The 15,729-nt window shown below is 61.7% G+C and carries 16 protein-coding genes and 1 rRNA gene; 3 read left to right on the forward strand and 14 right to left on the reverse strand.

Annotation, left to right across the window (positions count from 1 at the left end; genetic code table 11):
• Both VEZ38_RS14210 and VEZ38_RS14215 read right to left on the reverse strand, forming a co-directional pair.
• A 16S ribosomal RNA gene (locus VEZ38_RS14210) occupies positions 1 to 69 on the reverse strand; the annotation flags it as partial.
• A gap of 288 nt (positions 70 to 357) precedes the next feature.
• Complete coding sequence (locus tag VEZ38_RS14215; RefSeq protein WP_324894496.1) at positions 358 to 1,218, reverse strand: nucleotidyltransferase-like protein; 861 nt, start codon at positions 1,216 to 1,218, stop codon at positions 358 to 360.
• A gap of 104 nt (positions 1,219 to 1,322) precedes the next feature.
• Here VEZ38_RS14215 and VEZ38_RS14220 point away from each other — a divergent pair, with 104 nt between their 5' ends.
• Positions 1,323 to 1,667, forward strand: a complete 345-nt coding sequence (locus VEZ38_RS14220; protein WP_324894498.1) for a YgzB family protein — start codon at positions 1,323 to 1,325, stop codon at positions 1,665 to 1,667.
• Positions 1,668 to 1,735: 68 nt separating this feature from the next.
• Here VEZ38_RS14220 and VEZ38_RS14225 read toward each other — a convergent pair whose 3' ends face one another.
• From VEZ38_RS14225 to VEZ38_RS14255, 7 genes are all read right to left on the reverse strand, one after another.
• Positions 1,736 to 3,490: a glycosyl hydrolase family 18 protein gene (locus tag VEZ38_RS14225; RefSeq protein WP_324894500.1), complete on the reverse strand. Its 1,755-nt coding sequence runs from the start codon at positions 3,488 to 3,490 to the stop codon at positions 1,736 to 1,738.
• Positions 3,491 to 3,584: 94 nt separating this feature from the next.
• On the reverse strand, positions 3,585 to 4,022 hold the full coding sequence (locus VEZ38_RS14230; RefSeq protein ID WP_324894501.1) for a Fur family transcriptional regulator: 438 nt from the start codon (positions 4,020 to 4,022) through the stop codon (positions 3,585 to 3,587).
• A gap of 106 nt (positions 4,023 to 4,128) precedes the next feature.
• Complete coding sequence (locus VEZ38_RS14235; RefSeq protein ID WP_324894503.1) at positions 4,129 to 4,605, reverse strand: hypothetical protein; 477 nt, start codon at positions 4,603 to 4,605, stop codon at positions 4,129 to 4,131.
• Positions 4,606 to 4,690: 85 nt separating this feature from the next.
• On the reverse strand, positions 4,691 to 6,139 hold the full coding sequence (gene gatB / locus VEZ38_RS14240; RefSeq protein ID WP_324894505.1) for an Asp-tRNA(Asn)/Glu-tRNA(Gln) amidotransferase subunit GatB: 1,449 nt from the start codon (positions 6,137 to 6,139) through the stop codon (positions 4,691 to 4,693).
• 25 nt (positions 6,140 to 6,164) lie between these two features.
• Positions 6,165 to 7,625: an Asp-tRNA(Asn)/Glu-tRNA(Gln) amidotransferase subunit GatA gene (gene gatA / locus VEZ38_RS14245; RefSeq protein WP_324894507.1), complete on the reverse strand. Its 1,461-nt coding sequence runs from the start codon at positions 7,623 to 7,625 to the stop codon at positions 6,165 to 6,167.
• A gap of 59 nt (positions 7,626 to 7,684) precedes the next feature.
• Positions 7,685 to 7,972, reverse strand: coding sequence for an Asp-tRNA(Asn)/Glu-tRNA(Gln) amidotransferase subunit GatC (gene gatC, locus VEZ38_RS14250; protein WP_324894508.1), 288 nt, complete (start codon positions 7,970 to 7,972; stop codon positions 7,685 to 7,687).
• 157 nt (positions 7,973 to 8,129) lie between these two features.
• Positions 8,130 to 8,504, reverse strand: a complete 375-nt coding sequence (locus VEZ38_RS14255) for an ATPase (protein WP_324894522.1) — start codon at positions 8,502 to 8,504, stop codon at positions 8,130 to 8,132.
• 166 nt (positions 8,505 to 8,670) lie between these two features.
• Here VEZ38_RS14255 and ytvI point away from each other — a divergent pair, with 166 nt between their 5' ends.
• Positions 8,671 to 9,774, forward strand: a complete 1,104-nt coding sequence (gene ytvI / locus VEZ38_RS14260) for a sporulation integral membrane protein YtvI (protein WP_324894510.1) — start codon at positions 8,671 to 8,673, stop codon at positions 9,772 to 9,774.
• A gap of 273 nt (positions 9,775 to 10,047) precedes the next feature.
• Here the strand turns inward: ytvI and VEZ38_RS14265 are convergent, their stop codons facing one another.
• Positions 10,048 to 12,078: a beta-galactosidase gene (locus tag VEZ38_RS14265; RefSeq protein WP_324894512.1), complete on the reverse strand. Its 2,031-nt coding sequence runs from the start codon at positions 12,076 to 12,078 to the stop codon at positions 10,048 to 10,050.
• Between the two features lie 356 nt (positions 12,079 to 12,434).
• On the opposite strand from VEZ38_RS14265, the gene VEZ38_RS14270 reads away from it, so the two are divergent.
• The gene (locus tag VEZ38_RS14270; RefSeq protein WP_324894524.1) at positions 12,435 to 12,512 is read left to right on the forward strand and encodes a hypothetical protein; all 78 of its coding nucleotides are present in this window, start codon (positions 12,435 to 12,437) and stop codon (positions 12,510 to 12,512) included.
• A gap of 360 nt (positions 12,513 to 12,872) precedes the next feature.
• Here VEZ38_RS14270 and VEZ38_RS14275 read toward each other — a convergent pair whose 3' ends face one another.
• From VEZ38_RS14275 to VEZ38_RS14290, 4 genes are all read right to left on the reverse strand, one after another.
• The gene (locus VEZ38_RS14275) at positions 12,873 to 13,856 is read right to left on the reverse strand and encodes an NAD(P)H-quinone oxidoreductase (RefSeq protein WP_324894514.1); all 984 of its coding nucleotides are present in this window, start codon (positions 13,854 to 13,856) and stop codon (positions 12,873 to 12,875) included.
• Positions 13,857 to 13,971: 115 nt separating this feature from the next.
• Positions 13,972 to 14,196 (reverse strand): DUF2905 domain-containing protein, encoded by a 225-nt coding sequence (locus tag VEZ38_RS14280; protein ID WP_324894516.1) that lies wholly within the window; start codon positions 14,194 to 14,196, stop codon positions 13,972 to 13,974.
• A gap of 21 nt (positions 14,197 to 14,217) precedes the next feature.
• Complete coding sequence (locus VEZ38_RS14285; protein WP_324894518.1) at positions 14,218 to 14,844, reverse strand: MBL fold metallo-hydrolase; 627 nt, start codon at positions 14,842 to 14,844, stop codon at positions 14,218 to 14,220.
• Between the two features lie 14 nt (positions 14,845 to 14,858).
• Positions 14,859 to 15,425, reverse strand: coding sequence for a thioredoxin family protein (locus tag VEZ38_RS14290; RefSeq protein WP_324894520.1), 567 nt, complete (start codon positions 15,423 to 15,425; stop codon positions 14,859 to 14,861).
• Between the last annotated feature and the right edge of the window lie 304 nt (positions 15,426 to 15,729).

Below are 15,729 nucleotides of genomic sequence, written 5' to 3' on the forward strand. Positions count from 1 at the left end.
CCGCTCGACTTGCATGTATTAGGCACGCCGCCAGCGTTCGTCCTGAGCCAGGATCAAACTCTCCAAAAAGGGTAGTTCAACTGTGCTCATTTCAAGCTAGCTAAAAGCATATTTCGCTCATGTTCGGTTTTCAAGGAACAAACGTTGTTGCTCTTTTTGGTTTGTCGCTTTTTAACGGCGACTTTTATATCCTACCACACTCGCCTACCCGATTGCAACCGGAAATTTTTGTTCTTTTTCTCGGGACAACCTGTTTTTGAGGTGCAGGAGATAATTTAACACATCTCCAAAACAAAAGTCAAGGGTTTTGCCGAAGGCAATTCCCTTGACCCGTTTTTCATTTTCGAAATCGGTCTTTTAACTAATGTACTTCATCTCCAGCACGTCGAGATTCGGGTCGCTCGCTACGAACACCTCTTGAATGAGCGAACGCCGAACGAGCTTCTTTAAGATCAAATGCAGCTCGGTCTGCATCGACCGAAGCTCGGGATGCCGTTCCAGCTCCGTTGCGCTCCAAGGCTCGGGCCTGCTCGACAAAATGCGAAGCAGCGGCCGACAGCAGTCCTTCAGCTTGGACATGACGGAGAAGTCGCACGCCAGATGAGCTAACCGTACCCGTTGCTCCAGCGTTTCCGAGTTCATCGACAGCTCTTCGTACAGCTTGAAGATTCCCGGATTGATCGTGCGCACCTGTTTCCATACGGTCAGCTCGGGGACGTGCCCGTTTTCGATGACGGAAATTTTCGCCCAATGGTGCACCGCCGTCAAAATATGGCTGTGGGCGTCCAACAAATCCCCGGCCTCCAGATTATTTCTGCTAAGGAGGAAATGCCGGAGGAAAAGCGAAAATTCGCGGAACAGACGTTGTTCCCGTTTCTCCGGCGAAACCGACAGCAGCGTCTCTCTTTTCTCCTCAAGAAAGCCTTCTTTATCCAATACGATCTCTCCCGTTACAAGCCATTGCTGGACGTCCCGATTGCCGCCGGGCGCAAGAAGCGACTCCAGCGTAGCCCGGTCGTACCATCTTTCTTGTATGTAGGTGTTGTCTTTACTATAATGGTGGGTGAAGCAATGCTCCCGATCGGCGTCGGTAACGACGATGACGAGCGCGTCGAAGCCGTCGATCAGGGCGGAAAACTGCATCGGCTTCTCGATGAACGCTGCGGCGATCACATCCGTCCGATGTGCGTAATGCCGCTCGATGAACGATTGGATCATGACCACATGCCCCCGTCTGCGAGATAGAACATATATTCTACGGCGGCCCCCCGGTTTCCTGCCGGGTCCGAAGCATTTTTTCCGGGGAAGAGGAGAAGATAAAGATGCGTTTCAAATCCAGCAAGGTGAACGAGTTCCGCTTATGGGGGCTCGTGCTGATGCTCGCGGGCATGGGGTTTATGATCGCGGGCACGGCGGCTATCGTGTATGCGTTCCCCGGTTCCAAAATCATTACCGGCATCGGACTCGTCCTCGGCCTGCTCACGATGCTCGGCAGCATGGCGATTTACTTCTGGGCGGGCATGCTGTCCACCAGCGCGGTGCAGCTTCAATGCCCCGAATGCGGGCAAACGACGAAGATGCTCGGCAAGACCGACCGCTGCATGCACTGCCGTACGATCTTGACGCTGGACCCGGCGCAAGCCCGGGATTCCGATATCAAACCTTAAACGCCAAGAGGAGCCGCCCTGCATTCGCAGGCGCGGCTCCTCTTTTGCTAAGGAATCAAGGAATTGGATTAGGGCTTCCCGTATAACGTTTCTTCGATCGTACTCCAAACGCGTTCGCTCGCGAAATTTCGGCTCCAAGCGGCGATGCCGGCCAAGCCGAGCTCCTTCGCCAGCTCGACTCTGGCTTTCATGGACACATCGTCTTCGATCCAAATTTTCTTAACCGCTCCGGCTTCCTCGTATTGGACGTAGTGCTGCCCCGCCGCCTCGTCGAACGTCGGCGCGAGCCCTTTCTCCCGAACGATCGCGGCGGCCGCGTCCATGCCGATCGCTTTGGACGATACCTTCGTCTTGCCGTCCGCCGCCGTCTCCGTCCAAACTCGGGTATAAAACGGAACGCCGAGCACCAGCTTTTCCGCGGGTACGCCGATCTCGTCGATGATGCGCCGCATGCCGTCCTCGACCCACGGCAGCGACGCGACGGAGCCGGCGACCGGGCTCGACGCCCAATGCTCGTCGTACGCCATGACCATCATGTAATCGACGATCTCGCCAAGCGCTTTCCGGTCCAGAAAACGAGACCATGTCTCGCTTCCTCCGGCGAACGTCACGTCGATCGACACGGTCAGCCCGGCCTCGTGCAGCAGCGGCGTCAGCTCGCGCAAGAACTGCGTCAGCTTCGGCCCGTCCTTCACATACACGTTCTCGAAGTCGACGTTGATCCCGTCGAGCTCGTACAGCTGCGCCCAGCTGACGAGCTGCCGCGCCATCGTCATCCGCCGATCGTACGTCGATAACGCTTCCGCGGTCAGGTCCGGGTCGAAGCTGTTGCTGAAGAGCGCCCACACGCGGTAGCCGCGGTCGTGCGCCCAGCGGACGTAGCCGGCGTCCGCCCGATTTTCGAGGGCTCCCTCGCCGTCCAACACATGAAACCACGTCGGCGAGACGATGTTCAGCCCCGGCATCGGCCCGAAGCTCGAAGGGTTCGGATTTTTGGCATATACCTGCTCCCACGCCAGCACGATCGGTTGTCCGATCGGCCGATCCGGAACGTACGGACGGCGCGCCGCCGGAAACGGGACGCTTTCCGTCCCCGCCCAGACCAACTCCCGTTTATCCGCGTACCCAAGATGCCCCGAGGGGGATTGCACCCGGTACCAGCCGTCGGCTTCCCCCCAGACGAAGGCCCGTTCGCCCGGATCGAGCTCGTCGACGATCGGCGCGCGCACCGTCGGCTCGGAACGAAGTGTAACGGCGCGGGACGGCTCGTTCGCTTCGTCCGGAAGCGGCGCTTGTACGATCGCTTGCACGTCGCCCGGCTTTCGCAGCAGGACGAAACCGGTCTCCGGCGCCTCGACGACCTCCAAGCCGTAAAGCTCCGATAGCGGCGCGATCGGCACATACGGAACGCCGTCCACGAGCTCGACGGGAAAACGGAGTTCGAACGGCTTATCGTTCGCCCAAGCGGTCAACTGGTCGGTGGCGAGCCGCACGACGCGGTCGGCCGTCGTCAAGATGACCGACTTCGTCGCCTCCTCGTACTGCATCGTCGGGTCGAGCGCCGCCTGAAGCATCGGCAGGGGCAGCTTCAAGCCTTCCCCCGAGCCGATCGCGCCGCCCTGAAGCGGCGCCCCTTCGTAGAAAACCGGCTTGTCCGAGCCGTATTCTGGCTCGATCCTCGTATCGACAGGACCGTAATTGACGTTGACCCATGCGATCGAGACGCCGACCAATACCGCTAACAGCAGCAGCGACGACATCCATAGTACGGCACGGCCTCGTCCGCGCCGCCGTCTCGGCGGCGGATAGGTCGCAGTTTGCAAAGCGCCTCCTCCTTCCTACGGAAACATAAAAACGCGCCGAGCCCTTACCCGGGAACACGGCGCGTACGTTCAGCATACGGTTGGGAAAACGATCTCAGCGCGGCGACGACTTGCCCGCGCACGCACGACAAACTCCGTACACTTCCATTCGGTGGCCGTGTACATGAAAGCCGGTGTGCGAGGCGGCGGCGACCTCGATCTCCGTGAGCGGCGGAAACTCGAAGTCGGCGATCGTGCCGCAACGATCGCAAATCGCGTGATAATGTTCCGACATATCGGCATCGAATCGGCTGGAATCGTCGCCGTACGTCAACTCGCGGACGAGCCCCGCTTCGATAAACACTTTTAGATTGTTATATACGGTCGCTACGCTCATGCTCGGGAATCGATCCGCCAGCGCCCGATAAATTTCGTCCGCCGTCGGATGGGTCATTGATTCCAATAGGAAAGACAAGATGGCGTGCCGCTGCGGCGTCATCCGCACTCCCGTCGACTTCAGCTTATCCAACGCCGTATCTAGCTCCATGGCCATGGCTCTTCCCCCATCCCGGCTCCTTCTTTATAGTCATTCTAAAAACTATAGTTCATTGTACGTCCATGGCGCGCCGTTTGTCAACGAAACGGCGGCAGCGGGACGGTTACTTTTTTCTTCCTCCGAACGCGAAGACGAGCAAGCCCGCGACGATGAACGCCGCGGCGACGATCAACGAACCGCGCCCTTCCAGGACGGGTTCGACCCAAGACGCGCCGCTCGACAGCCAGAAGACGCCGAACAACAAGCCCGCCCAGACCCAAGGCAGGGTGCCCGAGCCGAGCCGCGGGGCGCCCCCAGGCTCCCCTTCCCCGTAACGGACGGTTCCCCGGTTCACCCGCTCGGCCGTCTGCAGCGCGTCGAACAACGTGTAGAAATATATGACAGGAATTAAAATCGCGAGCAGCACGATCAACGGCACGATCCCTTCTATAGAGACGAGAACGACACCGGTAATGTTGCCGATCAGGAGCAGCATAAAAAACAAGCCGCGCTGCATCGCTCCCGCGTACATATGGCCGATGCCGGGGAGGAGCGCCGACAGCAGGCCGGCCGCCCACTTGCTCTTCTTCGGTCCATCCACGTTCCCGCACGCCCCCTCCGCGATACAGAGCAGAAAACCGAGCGGCGCTAAGCCGTAAGGCTCCGCTGCGCTCGGTTTCCTGTCGTTATCCGTTCAACTTCTCCAGAATCAGCTTGTTGACCAGTCCCGGATTCGCCTTGCCCTTCGTCTCCCGCATGATTTGGCCGACGAGGAAACCGACCGCTTTCTCTTTCCCCGCTTTATAATCCGCGACGGATTGCGGGTTCGCCTCGACGATCCGGTCGACGACGGCCTTAATCTCGCCCTCGTCGCTGATTTGGACGAGGCCTTGCTCCTGGACGATCGTCTGCGGCGATTTTCCGGTTTCCAGCATCGTTTTGAAAACGGTCTTCGCGATCTTGCTCGAAATCGTGCCGTTTTCGAGCAGACCGATCATCTCGCCGAGCCCTTGTCCGGTTATCTTCACGTCCTGCAGCTCCGCGTTATTGGCGTTCAAGTACCCGAGCAAGTCGCCCATAATCCAGTTGGCGACCGCCTTCGCGTCCTTCGTGTACTGCAGGCTCTCCTCGAAGAAGCGCGCAAGCGGCAACGAGGACGTGATGACGTCCGCATCGTAGGACGACAGACCGTATTCCGCGGCGTACCTCGCCTTCTTCGCGTCCGGCAGCTCCGGAATCGTCGCCCGGATCCGCTCCTTCCACGCGTCGTCGATGTACAGCTTCACGAGATCCGGATCCGGGAAGTAACGGTAATCGTGAGCCTCTTCTTTCCCGCGCATCGACACCGTCTTGCCTTGCGCCTCGTCCCACCGCCTCGTCTCCTGAACGACCTCTCCGCCCGCGTCCAAGATGTCCGCTTGGCGAATTTCCTCGTATTCCAGTCCGCGCTGCACGCCGCGGAACGAGTTCATGTTTTTCAGCTCCGCGCGGGTGCCGAATTTCTCTTGTCCCCAAGGGCGGATCGAGATGTTGGCGTCGCAGCGCAGCGAGCCCTCTTCCATCTTTACGTCCGAAACCTCGCAATATTGCATGATCGCCTTCAACTTCTCGAGATACGCGCGCGCTTCTTCCGGGCTGCGGATGTCCGGCTCCGAGACGATCTCGACGAGCGGCGTGCCGACCCGGTTGAAATCGACGAGCGAGCCGACGCCTGCAGGCAGATGGGTCAGCTTGCCTGCGTCTTCCTCGAGATGAAGCCGCGTCACCCCGATTCGCTTCGTCTTGCCGTTCACTTCGATGTCGATCCAGCCGTTCTGCCCGATCGGCCGGTCGTACTGGGAAATCTGGTACGCCTTCGGGGAATCGGGGTAGAAGTAATTTTTGCGATCGAACTTACTCTCCGTCGCGATCTCGCAATTCAGCGCCATCGCGGCCTTGATCGCGTATTCGACCGCCCGCTTGTTCAGCACCGGCAGCACCCCCGGGTGCCCTAGGCAGATCGGGCATGTATTCGTGTTCGGCGGCGCGCCGAAGGCGGTCGAGCAGCCGCAAAAAATTTTCGAATTCGTATGCAGCTCGACATGCACCTCGAGGCCGATAACCGTCTCGTATTTCCGCTCCGTGGTTTGAGTCATGGTTGCTCCTCCTCTCTTGCCGCGATTATAGGTTCGGTCTTTGCTTGTGGTATTCCGTCGCTTGCTCGAACGCATGCGCCGCGCGAAGCACGGTCGATTCGTCGAACGCCTTGCCGATGAGCTGCAGGCCGATCGGCAGCCCGTCCCGGCTGAAGCCGCACGGCACGGAAATCGCCGGCACGCCCGCCAGATTGACGGGGATCGAGAAGATGTCGTTCAAGTACATCGTCAGCGGATCGTGTACTTGCGTGCCCAGCCGGAACGCCGGCGTCGGCGCCGTCGGCCCGAGCACGAGGTCGAACCGCTCGAAGACGGCGTCGAAGTCGCGTTTAATCAGTGTCCGCACCTTCTGCGCCTTCAAATAATAAGCGTCGTAATAGCCGGAGCTGAGCGCGTACGTGCCGAGCATGATCCGCCGCTTCACCTCGTCGCCGAAGCCTTCGCTGCGGGACTTCACGAACACGTCGAGGAGCGATTCCGCGGACGAGGCGCGCACGCCGTACCGGACGCCGTCGAAGCGCGCCAGGTTCGAGGACGCCTCGGAGGAGGCGAGCAAATAATACGTCGCGACCGCATATTCGTTATGCGGCATCGACACCTCTTCCCAGACGGCGCCCTGCGCCTCCAGCACCTTCAATGCCGCAAGCACGGCTTCCTTCACGTCCGCGTCGATGCCTTCGCCGAAATATTCCTTCGGCACCGCGATGCGCAGCCCCTTCGCGTCGCCGGTCAACGCGCTGACGTAGTCCGGCACGTCGACGTTCGCCGACGTCGAATCGAGCGGGTCGTGCCCCGCGATCGACTGCAGCACGTACGCGGCGTCCTCGACGGTGCGCGTCACCGGACCGATCTGGTCGAGCGAGGACGCGAAGGCGACGAGGCCGAACCGCGAGACGAGCCCGTATGTCGGCTTGAGCCCGACGACGCCGCAGTACGCGGCGGGCTGGCGAATCGAGCCGCCGGTATCGGAGCCGAGCGCGAAGAACACCTCGCCCGCGGCGACCGCCGCGGCGGAGCCGCCGCTCGAGCCGCCGGGAACGTGCTCCAGATTCCATGGATTGCGCGTCGGCCGGTAGGCGGAATTTTCGTTCGAGCCGCCCATCGCGAACTCGTCCATATTCAGCTTGCCGATCGTGACCGACTGCGCGTCGCGCAGCTTCTGCACGACGGTCGCGTCGTGAATCGGCGTAAAGTTATCCAAGAACTTGCTGGCGCACGTCGTCCGAAGCCCCTTCGTGACGATATTGTCCTTGATTCCGACCGGCAAGCCGAACAGAAGCCCTTTGGCGCCGCCGTCGCCGATCGACCGATCGAGCGCGGCCGCCCGGCTCCGCGCGCCTTCCTCGTCCAGCGTCAAGAACGCCCCGATTCGGTCCTCGACCTCGCGGACCCGGGCGAAGCTTTCGCCGACGATATCGCTGACGGACAGTTCTTTCTTATGTAACCGATTCTGAAGGTCCTGTAATTTCGAATCCAATAAAGACAACGGGAACAATCCTTTCCTTCCTATGATAGGCGCCCGGGAGGCGCGATGTCGATCTTCGTCTATTCCAGCACGGCCGGAACGCGGTATTGACCATCCTCTTCGTCGGGCGCGTTCTTGAGCGTCTCCTCGAGCGGCCACGACGGCCTCGCGACGTCCTCGCGCAGCACGTTCTTCACCGGCAGCACGTGGCTCGTCGGCTCGACGCCGTCCGTATCGAGCTCGTTCAGCTTCTCCGCATATTTCAAAATCGCGTTGAGCTGCTCCGTAAATTTCTCTTTCTCCTCGTCGGTCAAAGCCAAACGGGCCAGCTTCGCGACGTGCTCCACATCCTTCAACGTTACGCTCACCGAGGAGCCACCTCCGAAATCGTCATAGTACAAGTTCTCTCATTATATATTATAAATTTCGCGGCATGCAAAAAGAGAAAGTGGAGCGCGGCCGTCCGACAAAAAAAACCCTGAACCGACGTCGGTTCAGGGTTTTCCCTCTCGGGCAACGCACCTGCTAGATCCAGGCCCGCAAATTGACTTGCTTCACGAAGTCGGCCGAGTTCGGCGCCTCCTTCGGTTTCTCCTGGCTCTCTTCCTCTTCGCCGTTCAGCAGCCGCTTGAACAGCGCCTCGTTGCGGGTCGCCAGCGCGTAATCGATGAGCGCCTCGCGCTCGATGCGCTCCGCCTCCCGATGCAACAGCGTCTCTTCCAACTCTACGTCGTCTTTCGGCACGAACACATGCTTGTTCATCGTCGGGACGCGCACGACGTAATCGAACGCGTTGTCGGGGTTGCGGTCGTACGCGATGATGAAGCCGTGCTCGCCGATCGGCAAGCCTTGCTCGAACTTGTCGCCCGTTAGAATGACCTTCTGACCGAGCCGAAGCATCGCCATTCCCCCCATCCGGAAAATGATTGCCCTCCTGCGTATTGCCTCTATCCTACTAAAATTCGAAGTAGGTGTCTACTTCGCGGAGATCGGTTATGATATAACTATATCACGGCGAAGCGCATCGATGCCAACCTTGCTCGTCCGTCGAAGGAGCGAATCTCTCTTGCATAGTTTTTATCGAAAATATTGGCGCACCGCGTTCGACATCGCTCTCATCGCGCTAACGGTTTACTTGCTCATGTACGCGTTCAGTTTCGTCTATCGGATCGCCGCGCCGATTCTGCTCGCGTTCGTCATATTTTACCTTATGGAGCCGATGGCCCGTTTCATGCATCGCCGGGGCATGAAGAAATCGATCGCCGCCGCGATCGCCATCATCGTGCTCATGCTGATCATTCTGCTCGTCTTCGTCGGGCTCGGCGCGATCGTCGCCACGCAGGCGATCGGCCTCGTGCACTCGATCGAGCGCAACTCCGCGATGCTGCAGGAGCACATCGTGCAAAGCGTTCGATACGTGCAAGAGCAATACAACGCTCTGCCTGAGGGCGCCGTCGATCAAATCCGCAGCGCGCTCGGCGGCCTCAGCAACTGGGCGACGACGTTCGCCGGCACGGTCCTCAATGCGTTCGTCGGCTTGGTCGCGTCGTTCTCTACGTTCCTGTTCAATCTGACGATCGCCGTTGTGCTCGCCTACTTCCTTAGCATCGAAATCCCGTTCTGGCGGCGCGCCGCGGAGACGAAGACGCCGAAGACGTTCAAGAAAGCGTTCGTCTTCCTGCGGGACAACGTCTTGCTCGGCCTCATGGCCTATATTAAGGCCCAGCTGAAGCTGATCGGATTTACGTTCGCGATCGTCTTCGTCGGCCTGCTCGTGCTGCAGGTGGACAACGCCTTCTCGATCGCGCTGCTTGCCGGGCTGTTCGACGTGCTGCCGCTGCTCGGCGTGTCCGCCGTCTTCCTGCCGTGGATCGCGTATTGCTTTATTACCGGCGATCTCGTCCTCGGCGTCGGGCTTTCCGTCGTGCTTGCGATCGTCCTGACGTTCCGGCAAATCATGGAGCCGAAAATTACGGGCGATTCGCTCGGCGTGTCGGCGTTCACGGTCCTCTCCGCGATGATCGTCTCGCTGTCGCTGTTCGGCGTGGCGGGCGTCATTTTGTCGCCCATATTAATTATTTTGCTGAAGGCGCTGTACGAGCAAGGCTATTTACAAAAGTGGATCCGTATGCCTCCGGAGGAGTACGAGCATACGGAAGCGAAAACGTAACGCACGCAAAGCAGCAAAGGGCGCCCGCATCGTCTCTCGACGAGCGGGCGCCCTTCTGTTACTCGCGGCGGTAAGCGGGGACGCGCTGCTCATTGCCGTGCGCCGCATCCCCATCTCGGAGCCGCGCGAACAACGTCGGTCCGCGGCGCGCGTCGACGCCAACGGGCGGCGACTCGAGTCGTGGCGTCGCGCATCCTCGGCGCAGACGGCGACTTCTCACGGGTTTCCTCCAGCACGTGGACGTAGCCCGCTCGAACCGGTCGGTCGCCATGATTACGCCTCCTTGGACAAAATCAAGACGCCGTGCGCCGGCACGTCGACCTCGCCTTGCCGCGTCTCCCCGCTCAGCGCGTCCCTCCAGACGCCTTCGAGCGAAGCCGCGGCGGCCTGCTTGTTATGGTTGAGCAAAAACAAGAAGCGCTTGCCGTCTTTCTCGCGCACCGCCGCTTCCAGCCCTTCCGGCGCGTCCCGCAGCGCCGGCGCGATACCGGCCTTGTCGCACAGGTGCTTGAGCAGCCCTTGCAGGAACGCCCGGTCCGGCGACGTCGCCACGTACCAAGCCTCGCCGGCGCCGAACTTGTTGACGGTGACGGCCGGCATGCCGGCGTAGAAGTCTTCCCCGTATGTCGCGACCGCTTCCGCGCCCTCGAGATGGATCAAATCGCACAGCATCGAGCCTTCGTATTCGCCGGACAGCGGACCGACCGAGCCGTTCATGACGATCTTGTTCGTCTGTCCCGGCAGCAATGCGTCGATCTCCTCCGCCCAAATTCCGAGCACCTGGCGCAATTCCCCCGGATAACCCCCGAGCGTCACGAGATCGTTTTCGTTCACGATGCCGCTGAAGAACGTGGTGACGAACGTGCCGCCGCGCTTCACGAACGCCTCGATCTTCGCCGCGAAGCCGGGCTTCACCATATACATCACCGGCGCGATGACGAGGTCGTATCGTTCCAGGCTCTCTTCTACGCTAATCATATCGGTTTGCACGTTCATGCGGAAAAGCGCATCGTAATATTTGTGCACTTCGTCCACGTACTTGAGCAGAATCGAAGGGCCGCTCGACAGCTCGACCGCCCACCGGTTTTCCCAATCGTAGACGATCGCGGCCTTCGACGGCGTCCGCGCGTCCAGCATCGCGTCGCCCAGGTGCGCGAGTTCCCGGCCGAGCGCCGCGCACTCGCGGAACACGCGCGTATGCTCGTGGCCGACGTGCTCGATGACGGCGCCGTGGTATTTCTCGCACGCGCCGATCGAGCGGCGCAGCTGGAAGAACATGACCGTGTCCGCTCCGTGCGCCACCGCTTGATAGCTCCAGAGCCGCATGATGCCCGGTCGCTTCAGCGCGTTGTACGGCTGCCAGTTTTGCTGGCTCGGCGTCTGCTCCATCAGCATGAACGGCTGTCCGCTCTTCAACCCCCTCATCAGGTCGTGCGCCATGGCGGTGAAGCTGACCGGCGTATCCATCGCCGGGTAGTTGTCCCAGGAGACGACGTCCATGTGCTTCGCCCACTTGAAGTAATCGAGCTCCGGGTAGAAGCCCATTAGATTCGTCGTGACGGGGACGTCGGGGGTCGCCTTTTTCAATTCATCGTATTCGAGCTTGTAGCATTCCAACAGGCTGTCCGATTGGAAACGCCGGTAATCGAGCGAGATGCCCTGGAACGTCGAACGGTTGTCCCCCCGCTCCTCGCTCAGCTCGCTCGGCGGTACGATTTCGTCCCAGTCGTAGAACGTATGGCCCCAAAAACGGGTATTCCATGCGCGATTCACGGCGTCGAGACTGCGGTACCGCTCTCTCAGCCACACCCGAAACGCCGCGGCGCAATTGTCGCAATAGCAATAGCCGCTGTATTCGTTCGAGACATGCCAGATGAGCAACCCCGGGTGATCCTTGTAGCGCTCCGCGAGTTTCGCCGCGAGGCGCGCGCTGTACTTGCGGTACGTCGGGGAGTTCGGGCACGAATTGTGCCGGCCGCCGAACTTGCGCTTGCGCCCTTGTTTGTCCACGCGCAGCACGTCCGGATAGCGCTTGGCCATCCAAGCCGGGTGCGCGCCCGTGCTCGTCGCGAGGCAAGCGTAGACACCGTTCTTATATAACCGGTCGAGCGTCGCGTCGAGCGCCTCGAAATCGTACGTCGTCTCGTCAGGCTGGATGAGCGCCCAGGAAAATACGTTCACCGTCGCGACGTCGATGCCCGCGAGCTTGAACATCCGGTCGTCCTCCGCCCACGTCGCCGCATCCCACTGCTCGGGGTTGTAGTCGCCTCCGTACCAAATTTTCGAAAGCTTCTCGTTAATCATTCGGGTTTCCGCCTCTCTTCTCGCGCAGGCGCAGCGGCGAAATCGCCGCTGCGCTCATATGGCTTTATAGTGTAATCGTCACTGCGTTCTCGCCCGCTGCCGGCGCAGCCGTCTTGCCGCCGATCCGTACGCTCCAAGGCTTGTTCGAGCCCTGCGTCTCGACGCGGACCGTATTGCCGCTTCTTGTCGCCCGCGCCGTCATCGCCGGGTTGCCCTTAAGGTCATACACGACCGCCGTCGCCACGCCGCCGTCCGTCAGTTCGAACGCGTGGAACGTCACGCCGTCCGTGTATTCGTAATCCGGGCGTTGGTCGTTCGCGCCGACGATCGCGCTCGAAGCGGGCTTCAGCAACCTGATCCACTTCAACGGCGTGTTCAAGCGCTCGTTCGGCTGCACGCCGTCGGCGTACCGCCGCCGCGCCGGCGGGGACTGAGCGGGCGGCGCCGCTTTGGGCGGATTCGCCCGCTGTAGCGAAAGCTTTTTCGTTACTACGTCGCAACCGTCGGTTATCCGCGGTCCCGCCGGATTCGCCGCAGCCCGCGCTGCCGGTGCACTCCTCGAACTCCGGCGATTCCGGCCGGTTTCCGGCGCACTTACCGGAGTTCTCCGGTAACTCCGGCGTTTTCGGCCGGTTTCCAGCGCACTTACCGGAGTTCTCCGGTAACTCAGGCGTTTCGGCCGGTTTCCGGCGCACTTACCGGAGCTCTCCGGTAACTGCGGCGATTCCGGCCGGTTTCCGGCGCACTTACCGGAGTTCTCCGCTAACTCCGGCGATGCCGGGCGATGACCCGCGCTACAGCCGCAGCACGATTTTGCCGATGTTCGCGTTCGACTCCATGCGGCGGTGCGCGGCGGCGACGTCCTCGAACGCGTACACGCGGTCGACGACCGCGCGCAGGCGGCCGTCCTCGAAGCGCGGCCAAGCGAAGGCGGCGAAGTCGCGCGTCAGCGCGAGCTTGTCCGCCAAAGGACGCGAGCGCAGCGTCGTGCCGATGAGGTGCAGCCGCTTCGCGAGCAGCGCGCCGAGCGAAAAGCCGTCCTTCACGGCGGCGCCGCCGAGCGTGCCGATGACGAGCAGGCGGCCGTCGATGGCGAGCGTGGCGAGGTGATCGGCGAAGTACGGCGCGCCGACGAAGTCGAGCGCCAGGTCGACGCCTCGGCCGTCCGTCTGCGCGAGCAGCCAGTCGCGGAACGAGCCGTCGCGGTAGTTCCAGCCGGCCGCCGCGCCGAGCGCCGACGCCGCGGCCAGCTTCTCCGGCGAGCCGGCGGTCGCGTACGCGATCGCGCCCGCCTCGCGCACGAGCTGGATCGCGGCGGTGCCGACGCCGCTCGCCGCCGCGTGCACGAGCACGCGGTGCCCTGGCCGCAGCCCGCCCAGCGTCCACAAGTTTAAGAAAGCCGTCAAGAACGCCTCGGGGATCGCCGCGGCTTCCTCGAAAGTCATCGCTTCCGGCAACCGCAGCGCCATGCCGGCCGGAATCGCGACATACTCCGCGTAGCCGCCGCCCGGCAGCAACGCGCACACGCGATCGCCGACCTGCCAGCCCTCGACGCCGTCGCCGACCTCCGCCACCTCGCCCGCCATTTCCAGGCCGAGCACGTCCGTCACGCCCGGCGGCGGCGGGTATTTCCCCATGCGCTGCAGCAAATCCGCCCGGTTCAGCGCGGTCGCCCGCACGCGGACGAGCAGCTCCCCCGCGGCGCAGAGCGGCGCGGGACGCTCGACGATGCGCAGCGCCTCCGGGCCGCCGAACGGCTCCGCCACGATCGCTCTCATAATACAACCTCCTCGTTATCGCCTAGGGATACACGGATCGAAAGACGCATTGCGCAACGCCGCGCCAACGCCAAAAAAAGACGCGGCCGTCCGCCGAGCCGCGCCGCGGCCCGCGTCAGCCGCGGAACATCCGAATCACGTATAAAATCAGCGAGCCTACGACGCTGATCACGATGCAAGTGACGATCGGGAAGTAAAACCGAAACCCTTCCTTCTCCACCGCGATGTCGCCGGGCAGCCGGCCGAGGAATTGCAAATACTTCCCGCCGAATTGCCAGACGACGCCGACCGCGATCAAGACGAGGCCCGCGACGATGAACAGCTTCGCCGTCGGATTCACGCCGCTCGTACACCTCCGCGTTTACACGTAGGGATTATGCGCCTTCTCGTAGCCGATCGTCGTGCGCGGGCCGTGGCCCGGGTACACGACCGTCTCGTCCGGAAGGCGAAACAGCTTATCGTGGATCGAATTGTACAGCTCCTTCGAGCTGCCGCCTCGAAGATCCGTCCGGCCGACGCCCGTCTTAAACAGCACGTCGCCCCCGAACAGGTGCCCTCCCCATAAGAGGCTGACGCTCCCGGGCGAATGGCCCGGCGTATGCAGCACGCGGAACGTCTCGCCGAGCAGCTGAAGCTTCATGCCTTCGTCGAGCGCGTACTCCGCCGGCTCGGTCGACACCGGCGGGCCGGTGTCCGGCCAGTTCAGCGAGCCGTTCAGCTTCGGATCGCCCAGCCAATCCGCCTCCGCGTCATGCAAGTACACCGGACACCCCTTCGCCTTGCGAACGGCGTCCACGCCGCCGATATGGTCGAAGTGCGCGTGCGTCAGCACGATCGCTTCGATCTCGAGCGGCTCGATGCGCCGGAGCAGCGCCTCCGGGCGCTGCCCGGGATCGATGACGACGCCGCGGCCGGCCTCCTCGTCGACGAGCAAATAACAGTTCGTGGATAACGGCCCCAGCGCCAGCGTCTCGATGCGTATCGTCATCGCAGGCCGCCCGCCTAGAAGCTCTCGATAAGCGAGCGGAGTTCCTTCACGATGAGCTGCTGGTACTCCGTGCCTTCGCCGTACCGCGCGCCGATTTCCTTGCGCGTCTCCGCAAGCTTCTCCTGGTAGTCCGGCGCGTCCCGGTCCGGGTTTTCCGCTTTGAACTTCACCATCGGCTCTTGAATATACTTCGGCCGCGGCCCCCACGTGCCGAGCACGAAGCCGCCCGTATCGACGAAGATGACGACCGGAATCGAACGGCCGCCGAGCGTCAAAAACTGGTCCATCGTCTCCATATGCTCTTCCTGAATGAGCACCTCGACCGGCACCCCGCTATGTTCCAGCGCCTTAAACACGACCGGCACGTTGCGGACGACGTCCCCGCACCAATCCGCCGCTAAAATCAAACACCGCAAGTCGTCGCGGTTGTTGAGGCTTTCGAAGTATTCGCGGTCGTCCTCGTTCGCCCACGCGAACTTCTCGCCCCAGGCGAGGAACGCCTCCCGATTTTTCGTCATCGCGTCGATGAAGCCCTGCGGAGTCAGCCCTTGCCCGATCTTATGCGCCAACGATTTCGCCATCTTTTCGCGTCACTCCTTCTGAATGTCCGTTCCTTGCGTCGCAACGTCCTTATTGTACCAAAGCCGCGCCGTCCGGTTCCACTTCGCGCGCGCGATCGGCCGGAGCGGGGGGCGCGGCTCGCCTTAGGCCGGTCGGAGCGGAGCGCAACCTGCGTGGCCGAAGCCGGGCAAAGCGAAACCGCCGCGGCGCCGACTCGGCTTACCCCTTCTTCTTGCCGCGCCGCCACATGACGAACACGTACGCCGCCAGCGCGACGACCGCGATGATCATCGCCGGTTTGATATATTCGCCCGCCACCTCGTC

This window comes from Paenibacillus sp., from assembly GCF_035645235.1.
Taxonomy (GTDB): Bacteria; Bacillota; Bacilli; order Paenibacillales; family YIM-B00363; genus Paenibacillus_AE.

Bases quoted from the DNA above. Each gene is read 5' to 3' on its own strand.
- VEZ38_RS14285 (WP_324894518.1), bottom strand. From the start codon at position 14,844: ATGACGATACGCATCGAGACGCTGGCGCTGGGGCCGTTATCCACGAAC.
- VEZ38_RS14230 (WP_324894501.1), bottom strand. From the start codon at position 4,022: ATGGCCATGGAGCTAGATACGGCGTTGGATAAGCTGAAGTCGACGGGA.
- gatB (WP_324894505.1), bottom strand. From the start codon at position 6,139: ATGACTCAAACCACGGAGCGGAAATACGAGACGGTTATCGGCCTCGAG.
- VEZ38_RS14290 (WP_324894520.1), bottom strand. From the start codon at position 15,425: ATGGCGAAATCGTTGGCGCATAAGATCGGGCAAGGGCTGACTCCGCAG.
- VEZ38_RS14265 (WP_324894512.1), bottom strand. From the start codon at position 12,078: ATGATTAACGAGAAGCTTTCGAAAATTTGGTACGGAGGCGACTACAAC.
- VEZ38_RS14220 (WP_324894498.1), top strand. From the start codon at position 1,323: ATGCGTTTCAAATCCAGCAAGGTGAACGAGTTCCGCTTATGGGGGCTC.
- VEZ38_RS14275 (WP_324894514.1), bottom strand. From the start codon at position 13,856: ATGAGAGCGATCGTGGCGGAGCCGTTCGGCGGCCCGGAGGCGCTGCGC.
- VEZ38_RS14255 (WP_324894522.1), bottom strand. From the start codon at position 8,504: ATGCTTCGGCTCGGTCAGAAGGTCATTCTAACGGGCGACAAGTTCGAG.
- VEZ38_RS14215 (WP_324894496.1), bottom strand. From the start codon at position 1,218: ATGATCCAATCGTTCATCGAGCGGCATTACGCACATCGGACGGATGTG.